At 48.2% G+C, this 14,227-nt stretch carries 12 protein-coding genes; 7 read left to right on the top strand and 5 right to left on the bottom strand.

Annotated elements, in window-relative coordinates; genetic code table 11:
- Positions 1 to 58: 58 nt before the first annotated feature.
- The 3 genes from IE064_RS14195 to IE064_RS14185 all read left to right on the top strand — a co-directional run bounded on the left by IE064_RS14195 (position 59) and on the right by IE064_RS14185 (position 4,117).
- Positions 59 to 1,489, top strand: coding sequence for an MBL fold metallo-hydrolase RNA specificity domain-containing protein (locus tag IE064_RS14195; protein ID WP_189618328.1), 1,431 nt, complete (start codon positions 59 to 61; stop codon positions 1,487 to 1,489).
- A gap of 147 nt (positions 1,490 to 1,636) precedes the next feature.
- A complete protein-coding gene (locus IE064_RS14190) occupies positions 1,637 to 2,581 on the top strand; it encodes a DMT family transporter (protein ID WP_268244772.1) in 945 nt (314 codons plus the stop codon).
- A 162-nt stretch (positions 2,582 to 2,743) separates the two neighbouring features.
- Complete coding sequence (locus tag IE064_RS14185) at positions 2,744 to 4,117, top strand: alanine/glycine:cation symporter family protein (RefSeq protein WP_189618327.1); 1,374 nt, start codon at positions 2,744 to 2,746, stop codon at positions 4,115 to 4,117.
- A gap of 63 nt (positions 4,118 to 4,180) precedes the next feature.
- Here IE064_RS14185 and IE064_RS14180 read toward each other — a convergent pair whose 3' ends face one another.
- On the bottom strand, positions 4,181 to 5,980 hold the full coding sequence (locus IE064_RS14180) for a M4 family metallopeptidase (protein ID WP_229800064.1): 1,800 nt from the start codon (positions 5,978 to 5,980) through the stop codon (positions 4,181 to 4,183).
- Positions 5,981 to 6,390: 410 nt separating this feature from the next.
- On the opposite strand from IE064_RS14180, the gene IE064_RS14175 reads away from it, so the two are divergent.
- On the top strand, positions 6,391 to 7,356 hold the full coding sequence (locus IE064_RS14175; protein WP_189618326.1) for a PDC sensor domain-containing protein: 966 nt from the start codon (positions 6,391 to 6,393) through the stop codon (positions 7,354 to 7,356).
- A gap of 13 nt (positions 7,357 to 7,369) precedes the next feature.
- Here IE064_RS14175 and IE064_RS14170 read toward each other — a convergent pair whose 3' ends face one another.
- The gene (locus tag IE064_RS14170; RefSeq protein WP_133037379.1) at positions 7,370 to 7,552 is read right to left on the bottom strand and encodes a PA3496 family putative envelope integrity protein; all 183 of its coding nucleotides are present in this window, start codon (positions 7,550 to 7,552) and stop codon (positions 7,370 to 7,372) included.
- Between the two features lie 293 nt (positions 7,553 to 7,845).
- Between IE064_RS14170 and IE064_RS14165 the strand changes: the two genes are divergently transcribed.
- The 3 genes from IE064_RS14165 to IE064_RS14155 are packed head-to-tail and all read left to right on the top strand — an operon-like array spanning position 7,846 to position 12,132.
- Positions 7,846 to 9,987, top strand: a complete 2,142-nt coding sequence (locus IE064_RS14165) for a CHASE domain-containing protein (protein WP_189618325.1) — start codon at positions 7,846 to 7,848, stop codon at positions 9,985 to 9,987.
- Positions 9,984 to 10,418, top strand: coding sequence for a response regulator (locus IE064_RS14160; RefSeq protein ID WP_189618324.1), 435 nt, complete (start codon positions 9,984 to 9,986; stop codon positions 10,416 to 10,418). The genes IE064_RS14165 and IE064_RS14160 overlap by 4 nt, the downstream gene beginning before the upstream one ends.
- 7 nt (positions 10,419 to 10,425) lie before the next feature.
- Positions 10,426 to 12,132, top strand: a complete 1,707-nt coding sequence (locus IE064_RS14155; protein ID WP_189618323.1) for a putative bifunctional diguanylate cyclase/phosphodiesterase — start codon at positions 10,426 to 10,428, stop codon at positions 12,130 to 12,132.
- Between the two features lie 170 nt (positions 12,133 to 12,302).
- On the opposite strand, the gene IE064_RS14150 is transcribed toward IE064_RS14155, so the two are convergent.
- From IE064_RS14150 to IE064_RS14140, 3 genes are all read right to left on the bottom strand, one after another.
- Positions 12,303 to 12,995 carry a TorF family putative porin gene (locus IE064_RS14150; protein WP_189618322.1) on the bottom strand — a complete coding sequence of 231 codons (693 nt, stop codon included), beginning with the start codon at positions 12,993 to 12,995 and terminating at the stop codon, positions 12,303 to 12,305.
- Between the two features lie 280 nt (positions 12,996 to 13,275).
- A complete protein-coding gene (locus tag IE064_RS14145) occupies positions 13,276 to 13,548 on the bottom strand; it encodes an HU family DNA-binding protein (protein ID WP_133037374.1) in 273 nt (90 codons plus the stop codon).
- A gap of 191 nt (positions 13,549 to 13,739) precedes the next feature.
- Complete coding sequence (locus tag IE064_RS14140; protein WP_189618321.1) at positions 13,740 to 14,045, bottom strand: hypothetical protein; 306 nt, start codon at positions 14,043 to 14,045, stop codon at positions 13,740 to 13,742.
- Between the last annotated feature and the right edge of the window lie 182 nt (positions 14,046 to 14,227).

The following is a 14,227-nucleotide window of genomic DNA, read 5'->3' as shown; positions in this document are numbered from 1 at the left end:
GCTTTTTGTCGCAATAGCGCGTAGGATTAAGGTAAAGGACAGCTGGCGGAGATGGCTTATGACTATGACGCTGCAATGCTTGGGTGCCACAGGAGAAGTGACGGGTTCCTGTCACTTGTTGGAACTCAATGGTGCTCAGTTACTGCTGGATTGTGGCTTAATTCAGGGCGGTAAAAAGGACGAACTGCGTAATCAAGACCCTTTTGCGTTTGACCCCCATACGCTCACTGCCGTGGTGCTTAGCCACGCACATATTGACCATTCCGGTCGGTTACCATTGTTGATGAAGCGCGGTTATGACGGCCCCATTTATACTCAAAAAGCGACCGCTGAGCTGTGCGCTTTCATGTTGCGTGACGCGGCATCGCTGCAACAACGTCAAGTTGAACGAGAAAACGAAAAGCGCTTAAAGCAGGATCTGCCGCCATTGGCACCACTGTTTGATGACCAAGATGTCGATAATGTCTTGCGGCACTTTGTGCCGTTAGAATACGGCGTACGTTTTGAACCTGTTCCCGGCATCAGTGTGTGCTTGAGTGATGCTGGGCATATTCTCGGCTCCGCGATGTTGGAGCTGTGGCTGGACGATGGCCGTTGTCAAAAAAAACTGGTGTTCAGTGGTGATCTCGGGCGTGCTGGCATGCCAATTTTACGGGATCCCACCTTAATCGACGCAGCAGATCTGGTGTTGATGGAAAGCACTTATGGTGACCGCAGCCACCGTAGCTGGCAAGCAACGCTAGAGGAACTGAAAGCCATTTTTGCCAAGGCGATCAGTGAAAGCCGTGGCAATATTCTGATCCCGGCATTTTCCGTAGGGCGGGCACAGGAGCTGCTGTATCTGTTTCATCTGTATGCTAAGGAGTGGGATCTGGGCCGTTGGCAAGTGTGTCTCGACAGCCCGATGGCCATTGAGGCCACTAAAGTTTACGTGCGCAATTATCCCTTGATGGATGACGACTTCCGTCGTTTTGTACAGCTTAATCCTGGTAACCATCCGTTACTCAGTAATGTGCAGTTTATTCAAAGCACTGAAGAGTCGAAAGCGCTGAACCATATCCACCAAGGGCTGATCATCATTGCGGGCAGCGGTATGTGTAATGGCGGCCGCATCCGCAGTCATTTGGCACATAACCTGTTCCGGCCTGAATGTGACATTATCATTTGTGGCTTCCAGGCGCGGGGCACGCCAGGACGCTTATTAGTGGATGGTGCCACTGAGCTGACGGTACATGGTGAAAGTGTGCCGGTAAATGCGCTGATCCATACGGTCGGTGGTCTGTCAGCCCATGCGGATCAACAAGAACTATTGCATTGGTACCAACATTTCAACAATTCGCCACCATTATTGCTAGTGCACGGTGAACCAACGGCACAGGAAACTCTGCAGCAGGTGTTACGTCAGCAGGGAGGTGCGGAAGTAGTGATTGTCAATCTGGCCGATAAACTGGATTTGACGCAGTTACCCCGTTTAGCGTGGCTGAACTGATATTGCGGCCTATGTAAAAATGCTGGCGCATATCCAATAGCGCTTGGCGGCGGTGCGCTATTTCGGCAAAATACAGTGGTCCGGCATAGTCGCTGTTCGCGAATCCTTCCCTGCAGTCGTGCCTCGTTCGTTGTTCCGGAGTCTTCCTTGTCTGCTAGTGCTGCCCGTTTAGGGTTAATTTTTATGTCCACCACGGTTATATTTTGGGGGGTAATGCCTATTGCCCTGAAATTGTCTGCGGAGTTTATTGATCCTGTGACCTTGACTTGGTTCCGGTTTGGCGTTGCATTTGTGGCAACCTTGTTGCAGCAATGCTTGCTTGGTGGCTTGCAGCAATTTGCGCAATTACGTCGGCGAGATTGGTTGAAGTTGGCGCTGGCTGCGCTGTTGCTCATCGGTAACTATGTCAGCTTTGTGTTTGCCTTGAAATACTTGGCACCTGGTACAGTGCAGCTCAATTTCCAGACCTCATCGTTCTTTTTGGCGCTTGGTGGCGTACTGTTTTTTGGGGAGCGTTTCTCTCGTACTCAGTTGCTGTGTTTTTCTGCCCTCGCTGGCGGCATGTTACTATTTTTCAATCCATTTCTTAGCGGTGCCAGCGGTGCGGGTAAGATCCTAGTGGGTGTCGCTATTGTGCAGCTATCGGTGATCAGTTGGGTCAGTTATGCGTTATTGCAGAAGTCACTAGGACGTCGTTTGTCGCCTGCAAATGTGTTGCTGTTCATCTATGGTTTTTCTTTGCCGGTGTTATTGCCATTTAGTGACATATCGCCGTTCTATACGATGAATATTGAACAATGGTGGATCGCCATTTTCTGTGCAGTAAGTACTTTGGTGGCTTATGGCTGTTTTGGCCAAGCAATGAAATACTGGCCAGCGGCACAGGTAGGCGCGTTGATGGCACTGACGCCGGTGCTGAGCTTTGCCGCTACCGATCTGGTGGTGCAGTTGGGTTGGTGGCGTGGCAGTTTTTCTGCTACTCCATTGAATCTGCTATCTCAGGCGGGAATAGTGCTTATTGTACTGTCAGTCATGTTGGTACAGTTGTTACCTCACTGGCAGCAACGCCAGCGCCATTGCCCACAGAACTGAATCTCGCAAACATCGGCTTACAGAAGATACCACCGTAGGTGGCATTGGCTATTTCCAATTGTTAATCATTCGTTGTAACCTGAGGCTTCATTGTGCCAGTCATGGGTTTTTCTACTAAGTCTGGCATGACGTTTATAACAATAACAACGACATGAGGTTTGGATGGAAGTCATAGTCTCGCTGGTCAATCAAGTTAATTCACTGGTATGGGGGGTTCCTATGCTGGTGATGATCCTCGGTGTAGGATTGTTTCTCTCTATTGGTTTGAAATTGATGCCAGTACTTAAATTAGGTACTGGCTTTAAATTGCTTTGGTCTGGCCGTATTCCGGAAAAAGATGCGGATGTAAAAGGGCAGATCAGCCCGTTTAATGCCTTGATGACCTCGCTGTCAGCCACTATTGGTACTGGCAATATTGCAGGCGTTGCTACCGCCATTGCGGTGGGCGGACCTGGTGCGTTGTTCTGGATGTGGTGTACAGCCTTGGTCGGTATGGCGACTAAGTTTTCTGAAGCGGTGCTCGCTGTGAAGTACCGCGAAGAAGATGAACACGGCAACCATATCGGTGGTCCGATGTATTACATCAAGAATGGTCTTGGCAGTAAATGGGCTTGGTTGGGTACCTTGTTCGCCTTTTTTGGCGCGTTTGCTGGTTTTGGTATCGGTAATACGGTGCAGGCAAATTCAGTCGCCGATGCGTTGTCCTCTAACTTTCACGTTGAGCCGTGGATTACCGGTGTGGTAATGATGTTGTTGGTGGGGGCGGTGTTGATGGGTGGTATCAAACGCATCGCTGATGTTGCTGGCAAGCTGGTACCTCTGATGACGATTTTTTATGTGGTATCAGGTTTGGCCGTATTAGTCGTTTATATCGATGATGTTCCAGCTGCGTTTGTGTTGGTGGTAAAAAGTGCCTTTACACCGGTGGCAGCACAGGGTGGTTTCGCTGGCGCCGCCGTCTGGGCAGCTATCCGTTATGGTGTTGCCCGAGGGGTTTTTTCCAATGAAGCAGGTCTTGGTAGTGCGCCAATTGCCCATGCGGCTGCTCAGACTAATAACCCGGTAACTCAGGGGTTGGTAGCCATGCTCGGTACGTTCATCGATACCATAGTGGTGTGTTCCATTACTGGGTTGGCCATTGTGGTTTCTGGTGCCTGGAGTTCTGGTGAAAACGGTGCGGCGCTGACATCTTATGCCTTCAGTCATGCCTTTCCTATTGGCAATTATGTGGTTGCCGTAGCGCTGGCGATATTTGCCTTTACCACCATTCTTGGTTGGAGTTTCTACAGCGAGAAATGTGTGCAGTTTTTGTTTGGTGTTAATGCCATTAAACCGTTTCGCTTGCTCTTTACGCTGGTGGTACCGATTGGCGCGATAGCAAAACTGGAGTTTATCTGGTTACTGGCTGACACCCTCAATGCCATGATGGCATTGCCAAATCTTATCGCTTTGTTGCTATTGAGTCCGGTAGTGTTCCGCTTGACCCGCGAATATTTTAAAAAGCAGAAAGCGCTGGCGGCGCAGAAGTCAATGTGAGTGGAAAATCCCATTAAAGAGGGCAGCAACCGCTGCCCTCTTGGGTTAATCAGGATGGGTCGTTTAGTAAGAGCCTGTCAGGGTGACGCCAGAATATGCTGAGTATCCCTTCAACATGATATAGAAGGTTCCCGCGCTTGGACGTCTGAAGCTGCAACTTTCGGTGTTGCCACTGCGATAGGGGCGACAATCATAGCTGCTGCTGGTAGGCTCGCTGCCATATTTCACATACAGATCCACATCACCGCTACCACCACTGGTGGAGATAGTCACTGTTTGCACCCCAGAAGGTACGGCAAAGGTCCAGCGTTGTTCAGAGCCACTAGTCCCTGTGATACCGCTAATCGGCTGACCGTTTAACAGCTCGCCAGTTGTGGCAGGTGGCGGGGTGGTATTACAGCTTGCATCCACATCAACGCCAGCAAAAGCAGTTTCCACATCGCTAGCACTGTAGCCCAGATCGTTTGCTGCTTGAGAAACGCCGCATGCGGCGTCATCAAAGCCAGAGTTAGCGTTCCAGTAGAGCTGGTTGGCTTTTACAAAAACTTCAAAGGCCTTTTTGGTATCCCAGCCGCTGCTGGTTGCCAGCAGATAGAAGGCTCGGTTAAATACGCCGGAGCTATAATGTACATCCAGTCCGTTGTAATAATCGTTGGCACTGTCGATAGACGTGCCATCGCGACTCGGTTGATCCATGTAGCGTAGCGCACCGCTACCCTTGAATATCTCGGCTCCCACCATCCAGTCGTTGCTGCCTTTCATATAATATTCTGCCGCTTCTCCCGCCATATCTGAGAAGGCTTCGTTAATCCCGCCACTTTCACCGGAATACATCAAACCTGAGTTCTGTTCAGTGAAACCATGGGATACTTCGTGAGCCGAAACATCAAGACTCACCAACGGGTAAAAGGTGGTAGCACCATCACCAAATGTCATGCCGGTACCGTCCCAGAAGGCATTTTCATAGCTGCGGCCGTAGTGCACGCGCATCTGCAGCTTAAACGTCAGCGGAGAAGTGTTGAACCAGTCAGAATACATGTCAAAGATCACCCCACCGAAGTAGTGGGCATCATTTTCGGCTGAGTAGGCACCATTTACGTAGTTTTCTGGACTGTCAGGACACGTAAATTGCACCACTGTGCCACTGCCGCTGGTGCGATTATTCATGTCCAGTGTGGTGACATTGGTGTTGTCCATCTGGCAACTGTTGTTGACCTGCAGATACCCGTAATCGGTACCATAGAAGTATTCTCCGGTCTTTTCATTGCCGCCTGGCCCTGTTGCCTGCTGTGCATAGGTTAACTGTTGCCATTGTTTGAGAACATCACCGCTCAGCGCATCAATCACAGTAAACGGCCTGCTGGGTTGCGGATCTGATACAAACAGGTCAACTAGATAAGCCAGATGTGCCTGTTGGCTTTCGTCTAGCCAGATATAGAGCTTTGCCTGACTGCGCTGGGCGCTCTCCATATGATTAGCCTTCAATGCCAGGGCGATGGCCTGTTTGTCATTAAATGCCGGTGTGACATTGCTGACATCCGTATCGAGACCCGTGACATACTGACCGGACAGATTGGAATAAACGCCCATAGGGCTGACATCGGCAGCCATCGAGACACCATAAACCTCCACGCCTTTATGGAACTGGCGAATACGTGATTTTGTGTGTTTGCCAACGCTGATCTTTTTGTCTTTAAAACTCTGGCTGTCAGAGAGCCCCAACGCCTTAGCTGGATTAACCGCCGGTGTCAGTGATTGGGCTGTGGCAGAACCAGGTTTAAGGTGTACAACTGATGCGGCAAAAACAGTGGGGGTGAAGGTAGATGCAGCAATAAGCGCTGCGGTGAGTGTTTTCATTTTCATTGGTAAGGATCCTTCCTCATAGTCATAGACACTGTTACTTTTTGTAACAGTTAATTATGAATAATTAATAAAAAGTTAAAAATCAATAAATTTATTGTTATTTATTAGTTTTTATTGAATAAGGAGAAAAAGTGACTCATTGATGGGGAAAAACCGTCAATAAAACAGATATTGTCAAAATAACAACATGTTACTGCGACAACTAAAAGTGTACTCATTAGTCAACGGAATGGCAGTATTGTTAACAATTTTTCAGACTGTCCCTCGCTGCCTCCTTTTGGTGCGCTTGCCTGAAATTGTTTCATCCGCCCCTGACTCATAATTTTTAATATGTTGTTTTAAATGGTATTTCTTATTGGCATCAAAACTGCTTGAAGTGCATGACGTTTTGACCAACGGGAGTGGTGGGTATGGCCAGTATGAGTTATCTCAGTGTGATCGAGCGCTACCATGAATATGAAACGTTGGTGCATGAGTTGCTGGAGTCGATTTTGACGGGAATGTCAGATACGCAACTGTTTGCTGATACAGGAAAAGCGATAAAGGTTTTCAGTGAGGTTGCCGCACGTTATCCGTTTGTGGAGCTGATGTATCTGCTGGACAATGCTGGGCGACAGATCAGCCCTAATTTGGCTTTGATTAATCAGCAAGTAAAGCTATTGTCGGTGGGGGAAAGCCCAGATCGTAGTCAACGCCCGTATTACCTGAATGTCCGTGATAAAACCGGCACTCAAATCACGCAGCCTTATCTTTCCAATGCTTCGGGTCAGCTATGCCTGTCGGCGTCGCTGGCGCTGACGTTGCCCTCCGGCCAAAAGGGATATGTGGTGGTCGATATCAATCTCACTCGTCTGATTGAATTTATGATGGGGGATAGCACGCGGCGTAAAGTCACGCCGTTATTTAAAGCAGTATACGCACTCTTGGTTGCCGGTTTGTTTGTGATTGTGGCAGTGCTGATGTTAATCGCCACTCGGGATATCTGGCATCTGTTGGTGCTTGGCAGCGATCTGCAACATGACTCGCTCAAGCCATTCGGTATTATTATCTTTATCACCTTAGCCTTGGCGGTATTTGATCTTGGTAAAACCATCCTTGAAGAGGAGGTGTTGATGCATAAAGATATCTTCAGACACAGTTCTACGCGGCGTACTATCACCCGCTTTATTTCCACCATTCTGATCGCCATTTCCATCGAAGCGCTGCTGACAATGTTTAAGGCATCCTTGGGAGAAATTGAATATCTTCAGAGTGCAATCTTGATGATGTTGGCAGTGGTAGGGTTGCTGATTGCCTTGGGACTGTACGTCTATCTTGGTGCCAAGGCAGAGATGCTGCTGACACACAATCAAAACTTTAAAGGAAAACAGGGCTGATGCCCTGTTTTAGTTAATACTCTTCGTCATCATCCAGTCCGAGAGCCTTGCGCAATTGTAGGCGCTCCAAGTAATCCTCGAGACGGCGTTTCACTTCGCGTCGGTGTTTCAGCGCGTGCTCCGCCTGACGGTTTTTGGGAGTGGTCATTGCTTCAATTTCTGCATCGTCGGGCACTAAGTCAACTATATGGGTCATAAAGAACTCCTGTATGACAGATATATGCGAAATTTCTAGCCAAAAAAAATGCGGCTGCAAAGCAAAAAATATTCGTCAGAACTGCAAAAAAATTTTGTTGCTCTCCGGCAATAACTTGGTTCCTTGATGAGTAATTTAGCAATTGAGCTGTTGCTAAAGTGCGATCATCGCAGCAATTTGCAAACTTGTTCCTCCAAGTATTTGTCGTTTAGCATTATTTGCCTGACATCTTGATTTTTCTCAATTAACTACCAGACTTCATCTGTCGATACCTGAAGGATGAGTCGCCTCAGATGGTAAAGGATTACGTCAGTTCCGAGCCCCAAAAACTAAACCAGGAGTTTCCTGAGTTTTCGATTCCATTGTCATTGTGGTTGGTGATGACCTTTGCGTTGGTATTTATTCTGGTCGGCGGATATCTGTTTAATTTCTACATTGAACAGCGCGGAGTCGAGCGTTTTGAGTTCCAGACCCGTTTGTTGAAAAATGCGATTAGCGACAGGATGCGGGCTTACGAGCAGGTATTGCGGGGTGGCTTGGGGCTGTTTATGTCATCCACTAATGGCGTAACCAGAGCAGAGTGGCGCCATTATGTGTCAAACGCGCGATTAGATGAATTCTATCCCGGGATCCAAGGCATGGGCTACAGCCAGTTTCTGACCCCAGAGCAGGTGGTGGCGGAGGAACAGGTTATTCGGGCGGAAGGGTTCCCCGATTATAAGGTGCATCCCGAAGGAGAACGGGCTCTCTATTTGGCTATCGTTTATTTGGAGCCGTTTGACTGGCGAAATCGACGGGCCTTTGGTTATGACATGTATTCGGAGCCAATAAGACGCAACGCGATAGATCGTGCGGTGGCGACTGGAGAGGCGGCGGTATCAGGGCGAATAACGCTAGTACAGGAAACTGGTCAGGATCAGCAAGCCGGTTTTCTGATGTACCTCCCGTTGTTTACTGAAAGCAAAAATGGTCAGCGTCAGGCCAAAGGGATGGTCTATGCGCCGTTTCGGATGAACAATCTGATGGAGGGGATTATCGGTGACCGCTTCTCGGCGTTGCAGTTGGAGATCTATGATGGCGAGCAGTCGGACGAATCTCAGTTGATGTATCGCAGCAACCCGCGCCCGCCAGAAATTTATCATAACAATGAAGCTGTGTTGACAATAGGTGGGCATCAATGGCTATTGGTGACACGCAGCACTGGCAGTTTTGTGTCAGCGACAGAGTCATTACAGCGTGCATTGTTACTGGCATTTGGTGGATTGTTCTGGGTGCTGTTGTTCTATTTTTTGTATCACAATGCTAAAGCACGCTTTAAAGAAAGCCTGTTAGCACAGGAGTTGCTCGCTAACGAGGAGCGTTTCAGGTTAGTGATTGAAGCATCACCGTCGGCCTTGGTGATAGTGAACCACGATGGCGTGATGACGTTGGTCAATGCACACGCCGAGCGCTTGTTTAAATACTCCCGCGATGAAATGCTTGGGCAAGGGGTCAATATGCTGTTGCCAAGTGCGCAGCGCAGTAATCACAGCCACTATATGGCGGAGTACTTCTGCCACCCGATTGCCAAGAATATGTCCAGCCGCGATGATCTCTACGGGCAGTGTAGTGATGGCTCATTGGTGGCGGTGGAAGTGGGATTGACGCCGTTAGTGTTCAGTAATGGTCCTGCGGTTCTGGCAACGATTAACGATATTTCACAGCGCAAACAAGTGGAGCTGGAAAAAGCCCGACATACAGCCGAGCTGGAACGGATTAACAGCGAATTAGACAGTTTTGCCTATATTGCGTCGCATGATCTTAAATCACCACTGCGGGGGATTGAACAACTGTCTGATTGGCTGGCAGAGGATTTAGCTGACAATGCCAGCGATACAGTACAGAAATATTTGCGGCTGATCCGTAGCCGGGTACAACGCATGGAATTGCTGCTGGAAGGATTGCTAACATTTTCTCGCATCGGTCGTGTTGATGCCCAATTGGTCATGACGGATTCGGCGCAGTTGGTTCGAGAGGTGTTTTCTCTGGTGAACGTGCAGCCCACCTACCATCTGGCAATTGTCACTGAACTTCCCCAATTTGTCACCGCCCGAGTGCCGTTGGAGCTGGTATTTCGCAATCTGTTGAGTAATGCCATCAAACACCATGACAAAGACAGTGGCGTTATCAACGTCAGTTGTAGCGAACAGCACGATTTTTACTGCTTTTGTGTGGAGGACGACGGCCCTGGGATCCCAAAACAATTCCATGAAAAAGTGTTTGCCATTTTTCAGACACTGCGTCCACGGGATGAAGTGGAGGGAAGTGGACTAGGATTATCACTGGTAAGAAAGTGTGTTGAAAGTCTTGGCGGCAGCATCTGGCTAGTGTCAGAAGGTCGTGGTAGCCGCTTCTATTTTACCTGGCCAAAAAACCTCAAGGAGTTCCATAAATGACAGCCACACCTTATAGGGAGGTGACCATACTACTGATTGACGACGATGACATCGACCATATGGCCGTCGTGCGTACAATGAAACAACTGCGTCTGTTGAATCCGCTGATACGCGCCAGAGATGGGCTAGAAGCGTTGCAAATGCTGCGACAAAAACAAGTAAGTCAGCCGTATCTAATTTTGCTGGATCTGAACATGCCACGGATGAGTGGCCTAGAATTTCTTGAGCAGTTGCGCAATGACGAGGAGCTTTCGCTATCGGTTGTCTTTGTGTTGACCACCTCTGCGGCTGATGAAGATAAGGTCGCCGCGTACCAGCACCATGTTGCTGGTTACATCGTCAAACACTATATCAAAGACGAGTTTCTGCGCATTTTTAACATGCTGGAAAATTATTGGCAGGTTGTGGTGTTACCATTTGATGCAGGGTGAAAACAAGATGGATCTATTGCTGATTGATGACGACGAGATTGACAGAACCGCGATTATAAGGGCTCTGGCGCAGTCAGATATCGGCTTTAATGTTGTCGAAGCTAACTGTGGTCGAGTGGGGCTGGATTTGGTTCGTCAGCAACATTTTGACGGAATTATCCTTGATTATCGTTTGCCTGATGCGGATGGTTTGGAACTGTTACACAGTCTGCACTCGTCAGCGGGTGATGCCACGGCCGTGGTGATGATCTCGCGTTATGAGGATGAATATCTGGCAGATCGCTGTATTGAAATGGGCGCACAGGACTTTCTGCTGAAAGATGAAGTCAATACCCGGCGCCTGACCCGCGCTATTCGATTGGCAAAACAACGCGCCAGTATGAGTCGCGCTCTGCAAAAAACACATGAGCGCCTGCGTAACCTCGCGGAGCACGACTCTCTTACCGACTTGCTAAATCGTTATGGTTTTGAGATGAGCCTCAGCCGAGCGCTGGCGTTAGCGCGAAGCAAAAATAGCGAACTGGCCCTTATTTTATTGGATCTAGATGATTTCAAAGGGGTGAACGATACTCATGGACATCAGATGGGTGACCGTTTATTGGTGGAGGTTGCAGCTCGTTTGAGTCAAGTCGTTCCAGACAACAGTCTGCTGGCTCGCATTGGCGGCGATGAGTTTGTGGTGGTGTTGACTGGCAATAATGTTTCAGGCATCGCTGAGGGACTGACAACCGCTCTGCTGCAAGCACTACAACCCGTATTTCTAGTCGATGCGCAGCCGCTATTTATCGGCGCTTGCGCCGGTATAGCCTGTTATGGGCGCTTAGCGTCTGACAGTTCTGGATTATTGAAATGCGCTGATATTGCGTTATATCGCGCTAAACAGCGTGGACGTAGCCAGTTGCAGTTTTATTCTGAGGCATTAGATTTGGCGGTTCGACGGCGTCAGCATATTGCCACCGGGCTGCGGCAGGCACTTGAGCTTGAACAATTTCGACTGTTTTATCAGGGAAAATTCAATGCCCACACCGGCGTGTTGGAAGGAATGGAAGCATTACTGCGCTGGCAACATCCCCAAGACGGATTGATCGCGCCAGATAGTTTTTTGCCTATTGCCGAAGAGCTAGGAATGATGGATGCCATTTGTGAATGGGTATTGCAGACGGCTTGCCAACAAACCCAACTATGGTTGCAACAACTCGCGCCAGGCAGACGTTTGAGTATTGCCGTCAATCTGTCGGCCTCGCAGAATCTTCGTGAAAAACTGTTACAACAGGTTGAAAGTGCGTTACTTTCCAGTGGGTTACCAGCGGAGCTGTTGGAGCTTGAAATCACTGAAAACGCCCTGATCGAAAAACCTAGAGAGTTAGCAGAAGTGTTGGAGGCGGTCGCGGCAATAGGTGTGACGCTGTCCTTGGACGATTTTGGCACTGGCTTTTCATCATTGGAACATGTGAAGGATTTTCCAATTAAGGTGTTGAAAATAGACAAGAGTTTCGTTGCCGGTATCGAACAGGATGAACGGGCGCGACGCTTGCTGGCGGCGCTCATCAATTTTGCCAGTGGTTTTGATGTGCTGTCGGTGGCGGAAGGGGTTGAAACTGAAGCTCAAGCCCAGTTTTGTCGTGATCATGGTTGCCATCTGTTACAAGGTTACCTTTACTGTAAGCCGATGCCACCTGAGCAATTTATGACACAATTTCTGCAGCCACAGTGATGCAGGCTGATCAAACAAAACCCGTCATCCGCAACGCGGATGACGGGTCGGATTCAGGCACGGCTGAAGTTTAGCATGGATCATCATAGTGGCCATCCTGGCATCACCTTGACCCGTTCAGATTATTATTGTTATTGCTTAATATTATTATTGTAATTCATTGATATTTATTAGAATTCAAATTCGTAGGTGTAGCCAAGTACAAATTTGACGTCATCGTCTGGCAGATTGGTGTCTGCCAGTTTGAAGGAAATAGCGCCGATACTGGTGTCTTTGGTGACCGACACATTGTATTCAGAGTAGTCATCGACACCGTACCAACTGGTAATCACGTCACCTGTAGAGTAGGCGTAATAGGCTCCCAAAGTGATGCTGTCCGCCAGAGGATAACTAGCGGCGATATGATAGTAGGTGTAATCCTTGTCATCCAAACCATCGGCAGCGACATCATCACCAGCGGTCACAAATTTAGCCACACCTACTTCTAACCACTTCCAGTTAAGCTTCAGGTACAACTCGCCAAAATCGATAGAGTCAGTAGCGTCTGGATAGCCATAGTATAGATAGCCTACGTCATAGCTAAAGTCATCATTGAGGGAGTGGGAAAAACCGCCGTAAATATCCATTTCATAACTGGTGTCGTTGCCAAAGTCGACATTGGAACCCCAGGTGCCCAGATAGAAGCCGGATTCATGACTGTAATCAATGCCGCCTTGCACTGCCGCAGCATCCGCAGTTTGAGTGACACCGCGCCATAGATAATTCGACGTTGCCCCGATATTTCCAGTCACCGTGGCCTGGCTCATTGGTGCAATCATCATTAAGCTTGCAAGCACGCTCAGCGACAGCAGTTTTTGTTTCATACTCATCCCCTTTATCCCTCTTATAGTTGCCGGAGATCCGGAAATCTGCCGGAACGTCGGCTTTTCATTGTGCTGATGTAATTCCAAAGAAAGATGAGCTAAAGCTGTGCCAAAAATTAATAATGAGTTTTTACAAAAACTTAACCAAATATTGCCTTGTATGTAAACAAACTGCTGCATTATTATGGCGCTAGTTGCACAAAAATAGTGCAATGTAAAAGTTTCACACAAATAAAAACGCCTCTATAGCAAGAGGCGTTTTTTACTGAGCAATACAAATTCAGCTAATGCTGTCTTTCAACGCCTTACCAGCTTTGAACTTTGGCACAGTGGCTTCAGCAATTTGAATTTCTTTGCCTGTCAGCGGATTGCGGCCAGTTCGGGCGGCCCGAGTTGTTGTTTCGAAAGAGCCAAATCCCACAATGGAGACTTTGTCACCGGCTTTTAGTGCTTCGGTTACCGCAGCTTCAAAAGACTTAAGTGCCAGGGCGGTTTCTGCTTTTGTTAGCTCAGATTTCTCAGCCATACTGGCAATCAGTTCGGTTTTATTCATTTTTTTATACTCTCTGTCTTTCCGTAGATATTGTTATAGCGCTGTTAACTTGCCATAAGGCTCTAGCTAATGAAAGTGAATTTTCCGAATTATCAGGTAAAACATCACTAAAAAAGTGGCCGAGCTAGCGCGTTAGTTAATAACGCTATGACACCGGAAGACAGCGCTGTCATTGACGATAGCATAAGCTATTAGTGATTGCGCATCTCTTCGCAAACATATCCCTGACGGCGGGAATCAAAGCGGCAGCCACCACCACATTCCCAAGGCGCGTTTTCATATTTGGCCGATTGAGTTCGGGCATAGTCACGGCACTGTTGATAATCAGTAAAGCCTTCCTTTTTCAAATAGTTTGCGGATCCAAAGCCGTGGTGATAAACAAAAGCAGTCCAGTCGTTAGGGATGGTATGCTGTGAATTTCGATTGATCCAGAAAACCACTGCAGACACGGTGATCAGTAGGCAGCAGGTAAAGATGACTGGGACTGATAATTTCACGAAGCTCTCCCGCATAGATGCAATTATATTGCTGTAAAGAATGATAAAGTTAACTTAAAGTTGGAACTCGGTGCTATATCCAACATCCAAATATCCAGCGACGTTTAGTGTAACCCTAAGTACCATAAAGACGGCTATTGCCAAAGGTGATATCGTCGTTAGGTTGCCGACAAGGAGGCAAA

Origin of the sequence: Shewanella fodinae, assembly GCF_014651955.1 — a bacterium.
Classification (GTDB): domain Bacteria; phylum Pseudomonadota; class Gammaproteobacteria; order Enterobacterales; family Shewanellaceae; genus Shewanella; species Shewanella fodinae.
Note: the sequence above shows the minus strand (reverse complement) of the source record. Positions and strands in the feature narration are given on the sequence as shown.